The sequence below is a fragment of the Actinoplanes sp. NPDC021490 genome, from assembly GCF_055562135.1.
The window spans coordinates 102132-119841 of record NZ_JBVHFW010000017.1; the positions used below are offsets into that span (position 1 = coordinate 102132).

General features: G+C 70.3%; 13 protein-coding genes and 1 tRNA gene. 6 read left to right on the top strand and 8 right to left on the bottom strand.

The genetic code is table 11. The annotated features are described in order from the left end of the window. The first annotated feature begins 21 nt into the window (after positions 1-21). On the top strand, positions 22-741 hold the full coding sequence (locus tag ACZ3I4_RS35500; RefSeq protein WP_465386463.1) for a DUF429 domain-containing protein: 720 nt from the start codon (positions 22-24) through the stop codon (positions 739-741). Here ACZ3I4_RS35500 and ACZ3I4_RS35505 read toward each other — a convergent pair. The 5 genes from ACZ3I4_RS35505 to ACZ3I4_RS35525 all read right to left on the bottom strand — a co-directional run bounded on the left by ACZ3I4_RS35505 (position 716) and on the right by ACZ3I4_RS35525 (position 10929). After that, positions 716-5563, bottom strand: a complete 4848-nt coding sequence (locus ACZ3I4_RS35505; protein ID WP_465386464.1) for a DNA repair ATPase — start codon at positions 5561-5563, stop codon at positions 716-718. The two genes, ACZ3I4_RS35500 and ACZ3I4_RS35505, sit on opposite strands and share 26 nt — an antisense overlap. After that, a complete protein-coding gene (locus tag ACZ3I4_RS35510) occupies positions 5560-7557 on the bottom strand; it encodes a flotillin family protein (RefSeq protein ID WP_465386465.1) in 1998 nt (665 codons plus the stop codon). The genes ACZ3I4_RS35505 and ACZ3I4_RS35510 overlap by 4 nt, the downstream gene beginning before the upstream one ends. Continuing rightward, on the bottom strand, positions 7557-8138 hold the full coding sequence (locus ACZ3I4_RS35515; protein ID WP_465386466.1) for a hypothetical protein: 582 nt from the start codon (positions 8136-8138) through the stop codon (positions 7557-7559). The genes ACZ3I4_RS35510 and ACZ3I4_RS35515 overlap by 1 nt, the downstream gene beginning before the upstream one ends. Before the next feature lie 152 nt (positions 8139-8290). Beyond that, positions 8291-9928 (bottom strand): Na+/H+ antiporter, encoded by a 1638-nt coding sequence (locus ACZ3I4_RS35520; protein WP_465386467.1) that lies wholly within the window; start codon positions 9926-9928, stop codon positions 8291-8293. Next, positions 9925-10929, bottom strand: a complete 1005-nt coding sequence (locus ACZ3I4_RS35525; protein WP_465386468.1) for a fatty acid desaturase family protein — start codon at positions 10927-10929, stop codon at positions 9925-9927. The genes ACZ3I4_RS35520 and ACZ3I4_RS35525 overlap by 4 nt, the downstream gene beginning before the upstream one ends. Positions 10930-11029: 100 nt before the next feature. Here ACZ3I4_RS35525 and ACZ3I4_RS35530 point away from each other — a divergent pair, with 100 nt between their 5' ends. Continuing rightward, positions 11030-12295: a sensor histidine kinase gene (locus ACZ3I4_RS35530; RefSeq protein WP_465386469.1), complete on the top strand. Its 1266-nt coding sequence runs from the start codon at positions 11030-11032 to the stop codon at positions 12293-12295. Continuing rightward, on the top strand, positions 12268-12915 hold the full coding sequence (locus ACZ3I4_RS35535; protein WP_465386470.1) for a response regulator: 648 nt from the start codon (positions 12268-12270) through the stop codon (positions 12913-12915). Before ACZ3I4_RS35530 ends, ACZ3I4_RS35535 begins: the two co-directional genes overlap by 28 nt. Here ACZ3I4_RS35535 and ACZ3I4_RS35540 read toward each other — a convergent pair whose 3' ends face one another. Beyond that, on the bottom strand, positions 12916-13617 hold the full coding sequence (locus ACZ3I4_RS35540; protein WP_465386471.1) for a TetR/AcrR family transcriptional regulator: 702 nt from the start codon (positions 13615-13617) through the stop codon (positions 12916-12918). Between the two features lie 133 nt (positions 13618-13750). Here ACZ3I4_RS35540 and ACZ3I4_RS35545 point away from each other — a divergent pair, with 133 nt between their 5' ends. Together ACZ3I4_RS35545 and ACZ3I4_RS35550 are read left to right on the top strand one after the other, a co-directional pair. Then, positions 13751-14824 carry a medium chain dehydrogenase/reductase family protein gene (locus ACZ3I4_RS35545; protein WP_465386472.1) on the top strand — a complete coding sequence of 358 codons (1074 nt, stop codon included), beginning with the start codon at positions 13751-13753 and terminating at the stop codon, positions 14822-14824. Continuing rightward, positions 14824-15513 (top strand): DUF998 domain-containing protein, encoded by a 690-nt coding sequence (locus tag ACZ3I4_RS35550; RefSeq protein ID WP_465386473.1) that lies wholly within the window; start codon positions 14824-14826, stop codon positions 15511-15513. Before ACZ3I4_RS35545 ends, ACZ3I4_RS35550 begins: the two co-directional genes overlap by 1 nt. On the opposite strand, the gene ACZ3I4_RS35555 is transcribed toward ACZ3I4_RS35550, so the two are convergent. Continuing rightward, on the bottom strand, positions 15501-15977 hold the full coding sequence (locus ACZ3I4_RS35555; RefSeq protein ID WP_465386474.1) for a hypothetical protein: 477 nt from the start codon (positions 15975-15977) through the stop codon (positions 15501-15503). The genes ACZ3I4_RS35550 and ACZ3I4_RS35555 overlap by 13 nt on opposite strands. A gap of 251 nt (positions 15978-16228) precedes the next feature. After that, positions 16229-16304: transfer RNA gene (locus ACZ3I4_RS35560), tRNA-Lys, on the bottom strand. Between the two features lie 145 nt (positions 16305-16449). Between ACZ3I4_RS35560 and ACZ3I4_RS35565 the strand changes: the two genes are divergently transcribed. Beyond that, positions 16450-17703 carry a L,D-transpeptidase gene (locus tag ACZ3I4_RS35565; RefSeq protein ID WP_465386475.1) on the top strand — a complete coding sequence of 418 codons (1254 nt, stop codon included), beginning with the start codon at positions 16450-16452 and terminating at the stop codon, positions 17701-17703. Positions 17704-17710 lie beyond the last annotated feature (7 nt).

The following is a 17710-nucleotide window of genomic DNA, read 5'->3' on the forward strand; positions in this document are numbered from 1 at the left end:
GCCGGACGTAGGATGCGACGCGTGCTGACGCTCGGCGTTGACCTGGCCTCGGCCGATGAGCGAACCGCCATGGCGCGGGTCGAGTGGGTGGCGGGTGCGGCGACCGTACGGGATCTGCGGAAGGGTGTCTCCGACGGCGAACTGCTGGAGGCCATCCGTGGGGTCGACAAGGCCGGCGTGGACTGCCCGCTCGGGTGGCCGTCCGCGTTTGTCGACTTCGTGGTGTCTCAGCGGTCCGGCGCTGTCCCGGTCGTGGCCGATGCCGAGTGGCGGCGCACCCTTGCCTATCGGGTCACCGACCAGGTCGTACGGGCTCAGACCGGGATCAACCCGTTGAGTGTCTCGGCCGACCGGATCGCGTACGTGGCCTTCCGCGGCGCCAACTTGCTGGCCCACTTGGGGATCGAGGACCGCAGCGGCGCCGGCGTCGTGGTCGAGGTCTATCCGGCCGCGACCCTGCGCCGCTGGGGGCTGACCCATCGCGGCTACAAGACCGAGGGCCACGGCGCGCTGCTCGACGAGCTGCTCGCCGCGGCTCCGTGGCTCGACCTCGGCCCGTACGGCGAACTGTGCCGCACCAGCCACGACGCGTTCGACGCGGTGATCGCCGCGCTGGCCGCCCGCGCCGCGGCTCTGGGCCGATATCTGCGCCCGGCCGCCGCCCAGCACGACGCCGCCCGCCTCGAAGGCTGGATCGCGCTGCCGGACGGCGGGATCAGAGACCTGGTCGAGGCCCGCTGACGTCGCGGATGGCGGACTCGATCGCGCGGACCCGGTCGGCCAGCAGGCCCACCGCGCCGACCGCTCGGACCATCGGGTCGTCGTCGGCGCCGCCCAGGGCCTGTTCGCGGCGGTATGCGGCCTTGACGTCCTCCCACCGCGCGGCCTGTTCCGGGGTCAGCCGGTCGCGCAGCGAGGCCAGCTTGAGCAGGTTGGCCTCGGCCCCGCCGGCCAGGGTCTGGGCCTCGCCCAGGTAGTGGTCGTCGATCACCGTCTCGAGCTCGTCGTCGTTCATCGCCGGGACGATGCGTTCGGCCAGCTTGTTCATGTTGCGGTAGGAGCCCTGCAAGCGGAACGGGGGCTCGATGCGGGCCGCCTCCGACTGGGCCGCCGAGGCGATGTACGCCTGGTTGTTGCGCAGCACCACCCGCTGGGCCCGTTTCATCTTGCGCAGCACCGACAGCACCTGCTCCAGCTCGGCCGCCGAATACGGGTAGGACAACCGGTCCGCCCGTACGGAGTCGTCGCCCTCGGCCAGGCGCAGCAGCAGCGGCAGGTCGGCCCGGTCGCGACCGGCCAGCGGGGCCAGGGTGGTGTTCGAGGTGAGCGCGTTCTCCAGGTAGGACAGCTCGAACAGGTCCTCGCGACCGGCCAGCACGTCGCCCAGGTTCCACACGTCGGCCCGGTTGGCCAGCATGTCGGGCACCCGGAAACGGCGTCCGGTCTCGGTGTACGGGTTGCCGGCCATGCACACCGCGAAACGCTTGCCCCGCAGGTCGTACGTGCGGGTCCGCCCGTCCCAGACGCCCTCCATCCGGCGCTGGGCGTCGCAGAGCGAGATGAACTTCTGCAGCAGCTCCGGGTTGGTGTGCTGGATGTCGTCCAGGTAGAGCAGCACGTTGTTGCCCATCTGCAGGGCGAACGAGATCTTCTCCACCTCCTGCCGGGCGGTCGCGTCGGGCGCCTCGGCCGGGTCGAGCGACGTCACGCCGTGGCCCAGCGCCGGCCCGTTGACCTTGACGAAGATCAGGCCGAGCCGGTCGGCGACGTACTCCATCAGCGTGGTCTTGCCGTAGCCGGGCGGCGAGATCAGCAGCAGCAGGCCGGACTGGTCGGTGCGTTTGCTGTCGCCGGTGGCGCCGAGCTGCCGGGCCAGGTTGTCGCCGATGAGCGGCAGGTACACCTCGTCGAGCAGGCGGTTGCGGACGAACGCGGTCATCACCCGCGGCTTGAACTCGTCCAGGCGCAGCCGGTCCCGTTCGGCGGCGGCCAGGGCGGCCCGCTGCTTCTGATAGGCGCGATAGGCGGGCATCCGCTGCTCACGCAGCTGCCGGGTCCGGGTCAAAAGATCGTCCAGCCGTACGGTCAACGTGCCGTCGCTGATCCGCGGGTGCACGCCGAGCAGCCCGGTGACGGTCTCGCTGAGCGACGCCGACGCGTCGTAGCGGGTGAGGCTCGTCAGCTCGACCGCCACCGCCTCGACAACGTCCGCGGGGTCTCCGGCGTCCGGTTTGGCGTCGCGGAAGGCGCTCAGCCACGCGTGCACCAGCTGCCGCCGCGCGTCCAGGTCGTCCTCGAGCGCGCGCAGGTCGGCCGCGTACTGCCGGCCGGCCGGGGACTGCGGGCCGCCCAGTTCGCGATGGAACCGGTCGAGCAGGGTGCGGGCCCCGGCGCTGGTGGCGAACCCGTCCGGCGCGGCGGCCAGCTCCTCGGCCAGGTATTCGCCCACGGCCGGGTCGTCGCCGGCGGAAAGCTCCGCGCACAGCTCGTCCAGGGCGGACCCGGCGGATCCGAACATCGTGCGCAGCCGGATCAGTGACGCCGCCCGCAACGTCCACTGCGTACGCTGCTCGGGGGTGGTGCCGAAGGCCCAGAAGATCTGCGCGGCGGCCCGCACCCGCGGCTCGTAACGCAGCAGCCCGGCCCCGGCGTTCAGGCGCACCAGCGCGGCCAGGATCAGCGCCGCGTCGGCGTCGTGCACGCCCCGCTCGTACCCCTCGTCGTATCGGTCCTCGGCGCCCCGGCGGACGAGCTCGCGCAGGGTGTCGTCGGTCAGGGCCGCGGCCGCCGCGGCCGGATCGGCCGCGAAGACCGCCGCGGCCAGGTGCTCGGCCCGAGAGACCTGCGCGTCCTCGGAGACCAGGGGCTGGTCCCAGAAGGCGCGGGTGGCCAGGAAGGCGTCGTCGCGGATCGGCCCGCGGTAGTCGGTGCCGGTGACCGCGAAGGCCAGCTCGCCGGCGTGCGGCACCAGGGTGAGGTCGATGGCGCTGGTGTTGACGGCGAACGAGTGCCGGCCGAGCCGGATCGTGCGGCCGCCGTCGTCGTAGAGGTCCTGCCGGTCGCGCAGGGACCGGCCGGCGTCCTGCCGGGCGGCCTTGAGCTGCCCGTCCAGTTCCTCGGCGCGTACGGTGTCGCCGGAGGTCCGCAGGTCGGCGGTGATCGAGCGCAGCTTGGCCACCATCGGGTCGGTGGCGAAATACGTGTTGACGTGGTCGGTGTCGGTCAGGGTGCCGACCCGGCGGCGCACGGTGTCCAGGATGCGGCGGGCCGAGCCGGCCAGCCGGTCGGCCCGGCGGGCCTGCTCGTCCAGCAGGGACTGGCGGCGGCCGGAGACGGCCTCGTAGACCTCGGTGCGCTTGGCCCCGAGCTGCTCGGCGAAGTCGGCGAACTCGCCGAACCGCGTCTCCAGCGTCTCGATCTGCGCCATCAGCCGGGCCAGGTGCTCGTCGCAGCGTTCCGGCGTGTCGGCCGCGGCCAGTGCGCCGCTGACCGCCTGCCCGAACAGGGCGAACTCGGCCGCGAACTCGGCCCGGCCCTCCTGGGCGGACAGCTCGCGGCGGCGGCCCTCGACGGTGGCCCGGGCCCGGTTGAGCCCGCCCATCACCGTGCCGAGGCGTTCCAGAATTCCCACCCGGACGGTGGCGTCGGCGATGTCCAGGCCACCGATCACCTCGGTGACCGCTTGCAGGCCGTCGAACTGCTCGGCGATGCGGGCGGTGACCGGCTCGGCCTCGGCCGTGGTGGCGATCGCCCCGGCCGCGGTGACCAGGTCTTCCACGGTGGACTCGTAGTCGGCGAACGCGTCCGGCCGTTCCAGATGCTCGACCGCGCGGCGGGCGGTCTCGTCGACCGCGGTGGCCAGGTTGGCGTCCACGGCGTCGATCCGCGCGACGTCGGCGTAGCGCATCTCGCGCAGCCCGGCCAGCCGTCCCTGCTCCTGGCGCAGACCTCCGAGCTGGGCCACCCAGCCGCCGGTGGTGGTCGGGTTCTCGGCGCGGGCCTTGCCGATCAGCGAGGTGGCGCCGGCCTCGGCCGCGGTGACCGCGTCGGCCGCCTGCGCGGTCAGCACCTGCACCGACTCGAACTCGTCGAGCACCTGCTCGGCGGTGGCCCGCACCTCGGCCAGCGGCTCGCCCAGGTTTTCCAGCTCCGCGTCGGCCAGCCAGTGGTAGCTGTCGGCGACCCGGCCGCACGCCGCGATGATGGCCTCGAACACCGGTCCGGACGGGCTCATCTCGTCGACCATGCGGGTCACCGCGAGCGCGTCGGCGATGCCCCGGACCAGGTCGGCGTTGCCGATCCGGTCCAGCGGTCCGGTGCCGGCCGGTCGGGTGGCCGCGTGCGTGTCCGACTCGTACGGCGTCTGCCAGACCTGCATCGGGTGGACCCGGGCCGGCTCGTCCGTGGTCGTGCGGAAGACCACCAGGGTGCCGTCGTCGAACAGCGAGTAGCCGTGGCCGACGATCGGGGTGGCGACCTCCTTGCGGATCACGTTGTAGGGCAGCAGCAGATATCGGCCGGACTCGCGGGCGTGGAAGACGTACAGCACGTCCTCGCCGTTGACCGAGTGGAGGGCGCGTTCGTACTCGAGGTCGGTGGTGTCCGCGTCGAACGTCTTGGCGGCGCCGGTGGCCAGGTAGTAACCGCCGGGGAAGATGACGCCCTGGTCGTCCGGCAGCCGGCGGCAGGCCTGGCCGATGCCGTCGAGGCGGCGGACGTCCTTGGTGCGGGTGTTGAAGACCAGAAAGCGATAGACCGTTTCCTGGTACGGCAGCACGCGCAACAGAATCAGCGGGCCGACCCGGGCGTACGAGATCTCGGCGTCGGCCAGGCTCTGCAGCGGTTCGTCGACCGGCTCGGCGAAGATGCCCTCGCCGTCCTCGGTGTTGTTCTCGACCTTGACGGTGAGCGAGCCGCCGACCGTCTCGACGAACACCTCGTCCTCGATCGAGACGTGCGGGTGCCGGCCCAGCACGTGCTGCTCGCGGCCGCTGACGGTCCACTCGAAGTCGTGCTGCGGCGGGAAGACGTGGTCTCGTTCGCCCCGGTTGTCCAGGTAGGACACGGATCCGTCGAGGCCGACCCGCCAGCGCAGCACCTTGAGGTCGTCGCCGCGCGCGCCGGTCTGGAAGACGGCCAGCAGCAGGCCCTCGACCCGGCGCAGCTGCAGCAGCTTCGTCTGCTTGTAGTACCGGTACAGCTCGGCGAAGTCCCGTTCGAAGCCGGGATCGTCGAGCAGCCCGGGCAGGGCGGCCGGCTCGAACGTCCGGCCGTTGAACCGGTGCACCGCGAACACGTCGGCCACCGACGTCTCGGTCTTCAACCCGATGAAGACGTTGTAGCCGAACAGCATGACGCCGCCGACCTGCGCGATGTCCCGCGGCACACAGTTGTTCTCGGTCCGCACCCGGTCGGTGTGCAGCAGCGTCGTCTGCTGCCCGCCGAACGTGTCGATCCGCCGGGTGTTCAGGGCCTCCGCGCGGCCGGCCAGTTCGCGCGCACGCGCACCGAGCCGGCCGCGCAGCACCTCGTAGGTGCCGGCGTCGATAGTCTCCGCGGTCACCTGTTCGCCGGCACCTTGCCGTCGGCGATACCCATCTCCTGCGCGGCGGCCAGCAGCTCACGCAGCTTGCCGGCGTCCTGGCCGCCGTTCTTGATCTGCTGAGTCAGGAACGCGGCCAGGCTGACGTTGGCCACGTCGGCCGTGGACACCGAGCCGACCACCCGGCCCAGGTCGTCGGCGAAGTTGGCCGTGCCGTCCAGGTAGCGCGCGCCGAGGCCCTGGGCCACCGACGAGTGCTCGACGAAGCCGTCCACGCTCTTGCCCAGCGTGATCGAGCCGATCAGCTTGTCGAAGAACATCGAGTCGCCGCCGACGATGTCGATGTCGGCCTTCTCCAGCCCGGCCGACAGGACCATCGCCTGCGCCTCGGCGATCTCGCGGTGCACGTTGATGCCGGCCAGCCGGATCTCCTTCTCCATCTCCAGCCGCAAGCGGTACTCCTCGTGCTCGCGCGTGGCGTCGTCCAGCGCGGCCATCGCGCCCGCCTTCTCCTGCAGACCTTCGGCCTCGCCCTTGAGCTTCTCGCGGATCGCCTCGGCCACGACCAGCGCCTTGGCCCGCTCCACGGCGGCCTCGGCGCGGCCGGTCTTCTCGATCACCTCGGCGTTGCGCTCGCGCACCTGCACGTCGGCCAGGCCGGGCGCGGCCGCCTCGGCCTGCGTGCCCTCGGCCAGGCGGATCTTCGACCGGGCGTCCAGTTCGGCCGCCTGCTGGCGGGCCTCGGCCAGGAGCACTTCCTCGCGGGCCTTGAACTTGGCCGCGGCCTCGGCCGCCTCGGCCGCCTTGATGTCCTTGACCAGCGACTCCTGCGCCTCGGCCTCGGCCTGGATGACGACGGCCTGGCGGGTGCGCTCGGCTTCCTCGACCATACGCAGGCGCTTGATGTTCTCTTCCTGCTCGGCCACCGTCTTCTCGACCGCGATCCGCTCGCGGATGACCTCGGCCATCAGCCGCTTCTCGCCCTCGACTTCCTTGTCCTTGGAGATCGTGGACAGTTCGGTCTCGCGGTCGCGGCCGATCACCTCGAGCATCCGGTCCTTCTCGATGCGCTCGGTCTCGATCGCGATGACCCGCTCGCGGTTCTTCTCGGCCACGGCGATCTCGCGGCGCTTGTTCTCCTCTTGCACGCCGAGCTGCTGGTCGGTCTTGAGCCGGGCGCCCTCGGCCCGCAGCCGCTCCTCGGCGTGGGCCAGGGCGATCTCGGCCTCCTCGCGGGCCCGCATCGTCTCGATCTCGCGGTGCTGCTTGATCTCCGCGTCCTTCTGCCGGCGTTCCAGTTCGAGGATGGCCTCCCGCGCGTCCACGTTCTGGCGGGTGATCTCCTTCTCCTCGTTGCGGCGGAAGTCGTTCGTGCGGACCGCCTCGATCGCGGTCAGCTCGGTGATCTTGCGGATGCCCTGCGCGTCCAGGATGTTCTTCGGGTCCATCGAGCTCAGCGGCGTCTGCTCGAGGAAGTCGATCGCCGCGTCCTCCAGGCTGTAGCCGTTGAGGTCGGTGCCGATCACCTCGATGATCTGGTCGCGGAAGTCGTTGCGCCGGGTGTAGAGGTCGACGAAGTCGAGCTGCTTGCCGACCGTCTTGAGCGCCTCGGAGAACTTCGCGTTGAACAGCTCCTGCAGCGTCGACTCGCTGCTGGCGCGGTCGGTGCCGATGGCCTGGGCCACCTTGATGACGTCCTCGGTGGTCTTGTTGACCCGCACGAAGAACGTGATCCGGATGTCCGCCCGGATGTTGTCCTTGCAGATCAGACCCTCACGCCCGGTCCGGGTGATCTCGATGGTCTTGACCGAGATGTCCATGATCTCGGCCTTGTGCAGCACGGGCAGCACCACGGCGCCGGTGAACGTCACGTCGACGCGGCGCACCTTCGACACGATCAGCGCCTTGCCCTGCTCGACCTTGCGGAACATGCGGCTGACGAAGAACAGCACACCGATGGCCACGAGCAGCACCACGGCTGCGAGCACACCGAACCCGGTGGAGACAACGTCCATCAATGACCCCTTGTTGCGATATCGGTGGGAACGACCCAGAAGAACTCGCCGTCCGGGTCGAAGTCGTAGAGAAGCGCCTCGGATCCGGCGCGCAGGTCGTCCTGGCCGGCCTGCCGCACCTGGACGATCGCCGACGATCCGTCCGGCGCGTGCACCTCGGCCTGACCGAACGTGCCGGTCACCTTTCCGGTGCGGATGACACAGGTGAGGCCGACGAAGTCGGCGCGGGAGGCGTCCGGGCCGGACGGCAGCATCCGGCGGAGCGGGATCACCAGGATGCGGGTGAGCACCCAGGCGACGGCGAGTGCGGCGATGAGCACGACCCAGAGCGGAACCGGGCCGTGGAACTCGCCGCCGGCCAGGCTGGCGAACCAGGCGAACGCGATCAGCAGGGACAACGTGATCGGGGCGGGCACACCACCCAGCCCGGCGAAGTCGAACGGACCGGCGTCGTTGGCCTCCGACCCCGCATCGGGGTCGGCGCCGCCCACGATGACCACGAGCCAGAAACCGACGACCACGACGAGGAGCGGGGTGAAGAGTACGGTCGGAAAACTCAGCGCAGCGTCGACAAACCCCATGCCCCGGACCGTCCCCCGTCCCGTGATCGTGAATCCATGGTGACAGCCCGTGTCCACACCATGATCGCTCGGACATTCTGGGGGTTGACCGGCCCGGTGAGGGACCCTCCGATCAGCTTTTTCGCAGAACCGTCATACGGCGCAACGGCGGGTCATCGGCGGGCCGGGCGATCCGGCAGCAGCCGTTCCTCGTGGTCGAGTTCGCGTTCCAGCACGCGGAGGCTCTCGTCCGGGAGCCGGCCGGCGTCGCGCCACCGGACCAGTTCGTCGCGCTGGGCGTCGATCGTCACCCGGCGCACGTGCAAGGCGGCCTCGTATCGCGGCGACACCGGCAGAACGGTCGAGTCGGCGTCCCGCAGCAGGTCGATGCGTCCCTGATAGCGCCGGAGACGGGCCCGCAACTGGGCTCGCATCGTCTCGACGACGGGCGCCTCGTTGTCGTCGTGTTCCCGCTCCTCCAGCTCGTCGAGGGCTTCGAGGGCGGCTCGCACCGACGCAGCCCGGGCCTCGTTGCGAAGGCGGGCCCGGTCGGTCTCGTCGGCGTGCAGACCGAGCCGGCGCACGAGCGGCGCGAAGGTCACTCCCTGCCCCACGAGGGTGACCAGGACGACGACGAAGGTGCAGAACAGCAGCAGGTCGCGGTCGGGGAACGGCGCGCCGCTCTCGGTGACCAGCGGCAGGGTGAAGATCGCGGCGAGGCTGATCACCCCGCGGGTGCCCGACCAGCTCAGCGCGATGACTTCGCGGCCACTCAGCCGCTCGTCCTGCGCACCCTCGTTGCCCAGCCACGTGTGCAGCGAACGGGGCAGCGACTGGGTGACGATCAACCAGAGAGGGCGCAGGAACAGCACCGTGCCGACCGAGATCGCCAGGGCGATGACGATGGTCGAGGTCTCGTATTTGGCGAGCCCGCGTACGACCGCGGGCAGTTGCTGCCCGATCAGCAGGAACACCAGGCCTTCGAGCAGGAAGTCGACCAGCCGCCAGACCGCGCTCGTCTGCAGCCGGCTCGCACCGGACCCCGACCGCGGGGAGTGGTGCCCGACGATGAGCCCGGCCACCACGACGGCGAGCACGCCCGAGACGTGGATCCGCTCGGCCAGCAGATAGGCCGCGAACGGGGTGGCCAGCGAGATGGCGTTGGCGATCAGCGGGTCGCCCCCGGCCGGGCGGGACAGCAGGCGTACGGCCGCCGCCACCAGCGCCCCGACGGCGATGCCGCCGGTCGCCGCGAGCAGGAAACTGCCGACCGCGGACGGGACCGAGAAGCCGTCGCCGGTCGCCGCGGCCACCGCCACACTGAGAAGCGTCAGCGCGGTGGCGTCGTTGAGCAGACCTTCGCCCTGGATCAGCGTGATCAGGCGGGGTGGCAGCCCGACCCGGCGGCCGACCGCCAGCGCCGCGACCGGGTCGGGCGGCGCGACCGCGGCGCCGACCGCGACCCCGGCGGCCAGGGTGGCGCCGGTCACGAACCAGGAGAAGCCGAATCCGATGACCATCGCGGTGAACAGGACCAGCACGACGGACAGGCTGACCACCGTACGCAGGTTGCGACGGATGGCCAGCAGCGAGGAATGCAGCGCGGCGCTGTAGAGCAGCGGCGGCAGCACGAGGGTCAGGACGACGTGCGGGTCGAGGGTGACGTTCGGACCGGGCAGCAGCGCGTACCCGATCCCGATGAGCGGGAGCAGAGCGGCCGCGGGTAGCCCGGTCCGATTGGCGATCCACTGCACCACCACGACGACTGCGACGGCGGCCAGGACGAACAGCAGAATCGCTTCGACACTCACCTCAGCGGGGCGCCGACCTCGTGGAGATGCCGGAGGGCCTGCCGGTAGGACTCGATCAGCCCGGTTTCCGCGTACGCCACGCCGACCTCGGCGCAGTGCCGCTGCACGATCGGCTGGGCCTTGCGCAGGTTCGGGGTGGGCATGCCCGGGAACAGGTGGTGCTCGATCTGATAGTTCAGGCCGCCCAGCGCCATGTCGGTCAGCCAGCCACCGCGTACGTTGCGGGAGGTCAGCACCTGCTTGCGCAGGTAGTCCTCGGTGCCGTCCGGGTGCGGCATGCCCTTGTGGTTGGGCGCGAACGTCATGCCCAGATAGATGCCGAACAGTCCCTGGTGCACCACGAGGAACGCGATGGCCTGCAGCGGCGAGAGCACGAGGAAGACCGCGGAAAGGTACGCGACGGCATGAACCACCAGCAGGGCCGACTCGAGCACGGGCCGCTTGACCACGCCGGCCCGTAGCGCCTTGAGGCTGGACACCTTCAGGTCGGTGCTCAACAGCGTCAGCAGCGGGAAGAACAGCCCGGCCTGGTGGCGGGTGATGAAGGCGGCCAGACCGCGCCGGCCGAGCGCCGACTTGGTCGCCCAGATCAGCACCTCGGGGGCGACGTCCGGGTCGAGATCGTCATGGTTGGGGTTGTTGTGGTGGCGGGTGTGCTTGTCCATCCACCAGCCGTAACTCATCCCCACGCCGAGGTTGGCGGCGATCCGGCCGGTGATCTCGCTGGGCCGTTTGGTCCGGAAGACCTGCCGGTGCGCCAGGTCGTGCGCGAGCAGCCCCAGCTGGGTGAACGCCACCGCGAGGAAGGCGGCCACCAGCAGCGTCCACCAGGACGAGCCGATCAGGAAGAAGGCCGCCCAGCCGCCGGCGACCATCGCGGTGACGATGGCGATGCGCAGGGCGTAGTAGGCGGGCTGACGTTCCAGCAGCCCGGCCGCGTCGACCTGTTTCTTCAACGCCGAGAAGTCGCTCGCCCGTGGTCGCACCGTGGTTGCCGTCATCGCTTCAGTCTCGATCACCAGAGGGTGCCCGGTCAGGAGTGTGAGGCCCCACCCCACGGGGGGTGCTAACACCCCCAGGAAGGTCGCGCATGATGGAGCCATGACGATCCGGGGCCGGGTGCTCACCGGCCTGAGCGCGACCGCGGACGGATTGTTCGCGATAGGCCTCGCCGTGCTCAACCCCGGGGTGCTGGCGCTGTGGCTGGCCGGGCTGGTGCTCAGCCCCATCCCGGTGCTCGGCTCCGAGCTTCTCGGGGTGGCCACCACCGTGGTCCGGTGGCGCGCCAACCTCGAACGGCGCCTCGGCACCCGGGGCGGCGTACCGATGCGGCGCCCGTACGATCCTCGCCCCGATCCGGCCGAGGTGGGTGACCGGCGCTGGCTGAGGTGGCTTCTCACCGACCCGGCCACCTGGCGTGACGCCGCCTGGCTCCTGCCCGGCGCGCTCGTGTCGGCCGCGCTGGGCCTGCTGATCGTGGTGATCATGGCGTACGGCCTGGCCGGTCTTCTTCTGGCTCCGTTATGGCTGTTCCTGGGCGATGTGTGGTTCGGCTACGGCCTGTTCTGGCCGACGGCCAACCTGACCGAGGCCTGGCTGGCCATCCCGCAGGGCCTGGTGATCCTGACCGTCGGGCTGACCGTGGCGCCGATGTTGCGGACGGTGCATCTGCGTTTCGTGCGACTGTTCCTCGCGCCGACCCGGGCGGCCGAGTTGCGGCTTCGGGTGGCCCATCTGACGGTGACCCGGGCCGGCGCCATAGACGCACAGGCCGTCGAGCTGCGCCGCATCGAACGCGACCTGCACGACGGCGCGCAGGCCCGGATGGTCGCGGTGGGAATGACGATCGGGTTGGCCGAACGCCTCGTCCGCCGTGACCCCGCCGCCGCGCTCAAGCTGCTGGCCGAGGCCCGCGAGACCAGCACGATGGCCCTGGTCGAGCTGCGCCACCTGGTTCGCGGCATCCATCCGCCGGTGCTGGCCGAGCGCGGCCTCGAAGGCGCCGTGCAGGCCCTGGCGATGAGCCTGCCGGTGCCCACCACCGTCACGTCGCATCTGCCGGGCCGCCTCGAAGCGCCGGTCGAGTCGGCGCTGTACTTCGCGGTGGCCGAGACGCTGGCCAACATCATCCGGCACAGCAACGCCCGTACCGCCTGGGTGACCCTGCGGCACACCAGCGGTGTGCTGTTCGCCGAGGTCGGCGACGACGGCGACGGCGGCGCCGACCCGCAGCGCGGCACCGGCCTGCACGGCATCGAACGGCGGCTGGACGCCTTCGATGGCAAGATGTCCGTCTCGTCCCCACCCGGCGGTCCCACCGTCGTGACCATGGAGCTGCCGTGCGTGTCGTCATCGCCGAGGATCTGACGCTGCTGCGTGACGGCCTCACCCGCCTGCTCGAGGCCTTCGACTTCGAGGTGGTCGAGGCCATCGACAACGGCCCCGACCTGCTGCCGGCGCTGATCCGCCACCGGCCGGACGTGGCGATCATCGACGTGCGGCTGCCGCCGACCCAGACCGACGAGGGGCTGAAGGCGGCCATCGCCGCCCGCACCCGGATTCCCGGCCTCCCCGTGCTGGTGCTGTCCCAGCACGTCGAGCCCATGTACGCCCGCGAACTGCTGACCGATCAGGCCGGGGGAGTCGGCTACCTGCTCAAGGAACGTGTCTCCGACGTCGAGCAGTTCGTCAACACGGTGCACCAGGTCGCGGCCGGCGGCACCGCCTTCGACCCCGAGGTGGTCGCCCAGATGCTGGCCCGTCGCGAGCCGCTGTCCGGGCTGACCGCCCGCGAGCACGAGGTGTTGCGGCACATAGCCGAGGGCCGCTCGAACGCCGCCATCGCCGCGAAGCTGTTCATCACCGAAAAGGTCGTCAGCAAGCACATCAACAACATCTTCACCAAGCTGCGCATGCCACCGTCCGACGACGACAACCGTCGTGTCCTGGCCGTCCTGATGTTCCTGAACCCTGAGGCCCAGCGTTGATCAGGAACCGGCCGGCTCCAGCAGGTCGAGGGCGTTGTCGATCTCCAGGTCGATGAGCCGCTGGACCTCGACGGTGTGGTCGCCCAGCATGCCGGTGAGTTCGAGACTCACGATGCCGTGGATCCGCGTCCAGATGACGATGGCAGCACGGGCGACCCGGGGCTCGGTGTCCGGTCGTTGCCGGCCCCGGGCCCAGCTCCGCAGCTGTCCGTCCAGCGTGCGGTCGCTGCTCGAGTCGTCGCCGGGTGCGCCGGTCAGGATGGGTGCCAAGAGGTCGACGAGCAGCGCCATCGCCTGGTCCAGCGGGGTCCGAGCGCTGCGGTCCCCGGGGACACCGCTGGTCCGCTGGCCGAACAGCATGCCGTATCGGTAGGCGTACCGCAGAGCCCAGTCGCGGTACGCGGCGACCAGCAGCCGCACCCGCTTACGCGGCGCGCGCCGGCCGCCCTCGAGCGACTGGTTCATCGCGGCGGCGAGTTGCCGGTAGGACTGATCGATCAGATGCGTGAGCAACGCGTCCCGGGACGGGAAGTAGCGGTACACCGCCGGCGCGGACATGGCCATGCTCCGGGCCAGCGCCGCGATCGTCAACGCGTGGACGCCGTCCGCGTCGATGATCGCGAACGACGCGTCCTCGATCTCCTGCAGCGTCTGTGCCCGCAGCCGCTCACGCCGGGTCCTGGTCGGCGGGGGGTTCGTCATCGTCGCATCGTAACTATTGCTACGGCCAGTAGCAGACAGCATCCGCCGCTCCGCCTTGACGCTTTGCACCACGTCGATGCATAGTTACGACCATTCGCAGAACTATGGTTCGTAACGCTTCGGGGAGCCGGTCATGATGGAGACGAACACCGCCGCGGGGGTTACCGTGACTGCCACCGAGGTGGTGCTGCCGGGCAAGGTCGAGCCGACCGGGCTCCGGCTGGTCCAGCGCGCGCTGCCCGCGCCGGCCGCCGGCCAGGCCCTGGTGCGCGTCGAGTCGACCGCGGTGTCCTTCGCCGAGAGCGCGATGCGCCGGGGCCGCTACTACGGCCAGCCCAAGTTCCCGTTCGTGCCCGGCTACGACCTCGTCGGCGTCGTCGCATCGGTCGGCCCCGGCGTGGACCCGGCGCTGATCGGCCGCCGAGTCGCCGCGCTGACCAAGACCGGCGCCTGGGCCACGGCCGTCCTGCTGACCGCCGCCGAGCTGGTGGAGGTGCCCGACGGGATCGGCGCCGACGAGGCCGAGACGCTGGTCGTCAACGGACTGACCGCGTACCAGATGTTGCACGGCAGCGCGAAGGTGCGAGCCGGTCAGACCGTGCTCGTGCTCGGCGCCAGCGGCGGCGTGGGCTCGATCCTGGTGCAACTGGCCCGGCAGGCGGGCGTGCGCGTGATCGGCACGGCCAGTCCGCGCCATCACGAAGCGCTGCGCGCGCTCGGGGCCGAGCCGGTCGACTATCACGACTCGGACCTGGCCTCCCGCGTACGGGAACTGGCTCCGGACGGTGTGGACGCGGTCTTCGACCACCTCGGCGGGGCCAGCGTGGACCTCTCGTACCGGCTGCTCAACCGCACCGGAACGCTGGTCTCGTACAGCATCGCGAGCCACCTCGACGACAAGACTCCGGTCTTGCTGACGTTCATGGCCCTGCTGACCAAGCTGGCGTACTGGAACCTCCTGCCCACGGGCAAGCACGCGAGTTTCTACAACGTCTGGGCCGGCGCCGGCAAGCCCGGCTCAGCCAAGCGAGCCGCGTTCCTGACCCGCATCCGTACGGACCTCACGCACGTCTTCGACCTGCTCCACCAGGGCAAGCTCACCGCGAAGATCGCCGCCCGGTTCCCGCTCACCGAGGTCGTCTCGGCCATGGAACTGTCCGAGTCCTCCGGCCGTACCGCCCTCGGCAAAATCATCCTGGTTCCCTGATGTCATCCCTGCCCCGGCCAGTCGCCCGCTGGGCCGGTCTCGCCCTCGTCGCGGCCGTCCTCATCAGCCTGATCGCCGAGGCCGTCGTCGCCGCCGCCTGGGACCGCCGTCCGTACAGCTACCTCGACGACTACGTCAATTTCCTCGGCAGCCCGTACGCCGGGGAATTCCGCGGCTTCCTCATCTCCTCGCCCCGGTGGTGGCTGATGAGCATCGCCTGGATCGTCTCCGGCGCGCTGATGGCCGCCGCGAGCATTGCCCTGGCCCACCGGCTCACCGGCTGGCGGCGCCGGACGGTCGCGGCCCTCGGCCTCACTCAGGCGATCGCCCTGATCCTGTTCGCCGTTTTCCCGCTCGGCCCGGCCCGCTTCGACGACGGGACCCTGGTGCTCTACCTCATCGGAGCCTTCGCCTCGATCATCGGCGGGAACGCGCTCGCCGTCGTCACCGGCCTCTCGGCCCGGGCCCTCGGGCTTCCGCGATGGCTCGGACTCGCCGGCATCACCCTCGGCGGCGTCGGACTGCTCAACATTCCGCTGACGTACGGGTGGGCGCCCACCGGCCTCGCCGAACGCATCTCGCTCTACAGCTACCTGCTCTGGGCCCTGCTCACCGGCTTGACACTCATCCGGTCCGCCACCGTGCCGAACCGGGTGATGCGCCACAACCATGCCGGTCACACCGGGTAAACGCGGTACTGCAGCTTTTCGTCGTACCGGAGACCGGTGACCGCCGTAATGATCGACCAGAGAAAGTCCTCGTCCGGGCCCCAGGACGGCAGGGCGATCTCGGCCTCGACCGGCAGTGGCGTCCCTTCGTCCTCGACGGCCACACCATCGGCGTAGACGTAATGCCGGGTGCGTTGGCCATTCGTGAACAGCGTGAAGCCGTACGTGCTCGAAACGCTGCTGAAGAAGACCACCAAAGCGTCGGCCGGGTCGGTCGGCTCCCAGCCCATGACCACATCCATCATCGGGTTCCAGACCTGCACCCAGCCACCCGACTCGGCGGCATAGAGGGCGTCGGGCTTGAGGGCGCTTGTAGCCTGGTCGGCTCCGACCAGTTCGCCGCTGAAGTCTGTGATGGCGAGATCGTCCACAGCCTCGTCCGCCGTCACGTCCTGACGGAAAAGCACCGAGGTGTTCCAACCCATGACCAAACCTTTCCTCGTACGGCGGGGCCGCCGCCCATTGTTCAGGGCGCACCGTCGAGACAACGAGGGAGGGCGGAACCGGCGCTACCTCGCCGGCGGGCAGCGGCCGCCCCTGCGGTGATCTGCTCGCGGATCTCTTGCTGGTAGGTCGTCGTCGCCGACGTCGAAGCGAGGCCGCCCACACGCGGCCCGCCGGCGTCCGACAAAGAGAAAGGCCGTACAGCTCGAAAGCTATACGGCCTGGTGCTGCATGGTGCGCCGCGTAGGACTTGAACCTACAACCCGCGGATTAAGAGTCCGCTGCTCTGCCAGTTGAGCTAGCGGCGCTCGTCGGCAACGGAGAAAACGTTAGCACGCCCTCGGATGATCAACGAAATCGACCCCCGGGGAGGCGGCGGTGGCCGGACGGAGGACTCGATCTCTTGCATCCATGAGGCAGGATGTCCCCGCGAACTTCAGAAGGGGATCCAGCATGCGACGCACGCTCGTGGCGGTCATGGCGATGGCGGTGATCACGCCGGTCGCGCTTGCGGCGTGTGGTGACAAGGGTGGAAAGAAGGACGACGCGGCGTGGGTCGGCACCCCGCAGGCGAGTGCCAGTGCGAGCGGCGGCGCCAGCAGCGGCGGGCCGGTGACCGAGTCGGCCACCGTTCCGGTCAGCCTGGCCCTCACGCCGGCCACCGGCAAGACCGGTGTGCCGTTGAGCGCCGAGATCGGGGTCAAGATCGCCGGGGCCAAGGTCACCGGCGTCACGCTCAAGGATTCCAAGGGCGCGGCCGTTCCGGGCAAGCTGCGTGAGGACGGCACGGCCTGGGTCCCGGGCCGCACCCTGAGCCCCAACCAGAAGTACGCCGCCACCGTCGTGGCCACCGCCGGCGACGGGCAGACGACGACGCAGACCACGAGCTTCACGACGATGAGCAAGCCGGGCCGCAAGACCGGCACCGGGCTCTACCTGTTCGACGAGAAGACCTACGGCGTGGCCATGCCGGTCGTCGTCGAGTTCAGCCCGGGCATCAAGAAGGCCGAGCGCGCCGCCGTGCAGCGCCGCCTGTTCGTCAGCACCAGCCCGGCCCAGCCCGGCGTCTGGTCCTGGACGCCGAACGGCACCCAGGCCTACTACCGCGGTCCCGAGTTCTGGAAGCCGGGCACCACGATCGCGGTCCGGGTCGCGGTCGGCGGCCTGCCCACCGGCGGCGGGCGCTACGGCGACCGGGACCGCTCGGCCACCGCCAAGATCGGCCGCTCGTTCGAGATGAAGGTCGACAACGCCTCGAAGAAGATGACCGTCCTGCAGGACGGCAAGGCGATCAAGACGATGCCGGTGAGCCTGGGCAAGAAGAGCACTCCTTCGTCCAGCGGCGTGATGGTCGTCATGGAGAAGAAGGCCGAGACCGTGTTCGACACCACGGCCGAGCTCGGCCCGGTCGACGGCTACCGCACCGACATCCAGTTCGCCCAGCGGCTCACCTGGAGCGGTCAGTACATCCACTCCGCCCCGTGGTCGGTGGGCTCGCAGGGCCGGCGCAACGTGTCCCACGGCTGTGTGAACGTTTCACCCGGCAATGCGCGCTGGCTGTTCGACCGCACGCTGATCGGCGACCCGGTCACCGTGAAGGGCACGGGGGACAAGTTGTCGTACGGGAACGGCTGGACTCCGTGGGACAAGCCCTGGTCGGAATACATCAAGGGCAGTGCCCTCCCGGTACCCGCGTCACTGAAGTGACAAATGG

What these genes read in the sequence shown, in the direction of transcription:
- ACZ3I4_RS35555 (WP_465386474.1), bottom strand. Translation starts at nt 15,977, where the DNA reads ATGGGTTGGAACACCTCGGTGCTTTTCCGTCAGGACGTGACGGCGGAC.
- ACZ3I4_RS35510 (WP_465386465.1), bottom strand. Translation starts at nt 7,557, where the DNA reads ATGGACGTTGTCTCCACCGGGTTCGGTGTGCTCGCAGCCGTGGTGCTG.
- ACZ3I4_RS35550 (WP_465386473.1), top strand. Translation starts at nt 14,824, where the DNA reads ATGTCATCCCTGCCCCGGCCAGTCGCCCGCTGGGCCGGTCTCGCCCTC.
- ACZ3I4_RS35530 (WP_465386469.1), top strand. Translation starts at nt 11,030, where the DNA reads ATGACGATCCGGGGCCGGGTGCTCACCGGCCTGAGCGCGACCGCGGAC.
- ACZ3I4_RS35540 (WP_465386471.1), bottom strand. Translation starts at nt 13,617, where the DNA reads ATGACGAACCCCCCGCCGACCAGGACCCGGCGTGAGCGGCTGCGGGCA.
- ACZ3I4_RS35525 (WP_465386468.1), bottom strand. Translation starts at nt 10,929, where the DNA reads ATGACGGCAACCACGGTGCGACCACGGGCGAGCGACTTCTCGGCGTTG.
- ACZ3I4_RS35515 (WP_465386466.1), bottom strand. Translation starts at nt 8,138, where the DNA reads ATGGGGTTTGTCGACGCTGCGCTGAGTTTTCCGACCGTACTCTTCACC.
- ACZ3I4_RS35565 (WP_465386475.1), top strand. Translation starts at nt 16,450, where the DNA reads ATGCGACGCACGCTCGTGGCGGTCATGGCGATGGCGGTGATCACGCCG.
- ACZ3I4_RS35545 (WP_465386472.1), top strand. Translation starts at nt 13,751, where the DNA reads ATGATGGAGACGAACACCGCCGCGGGGGTTACCGTGACTGCCACCGAG.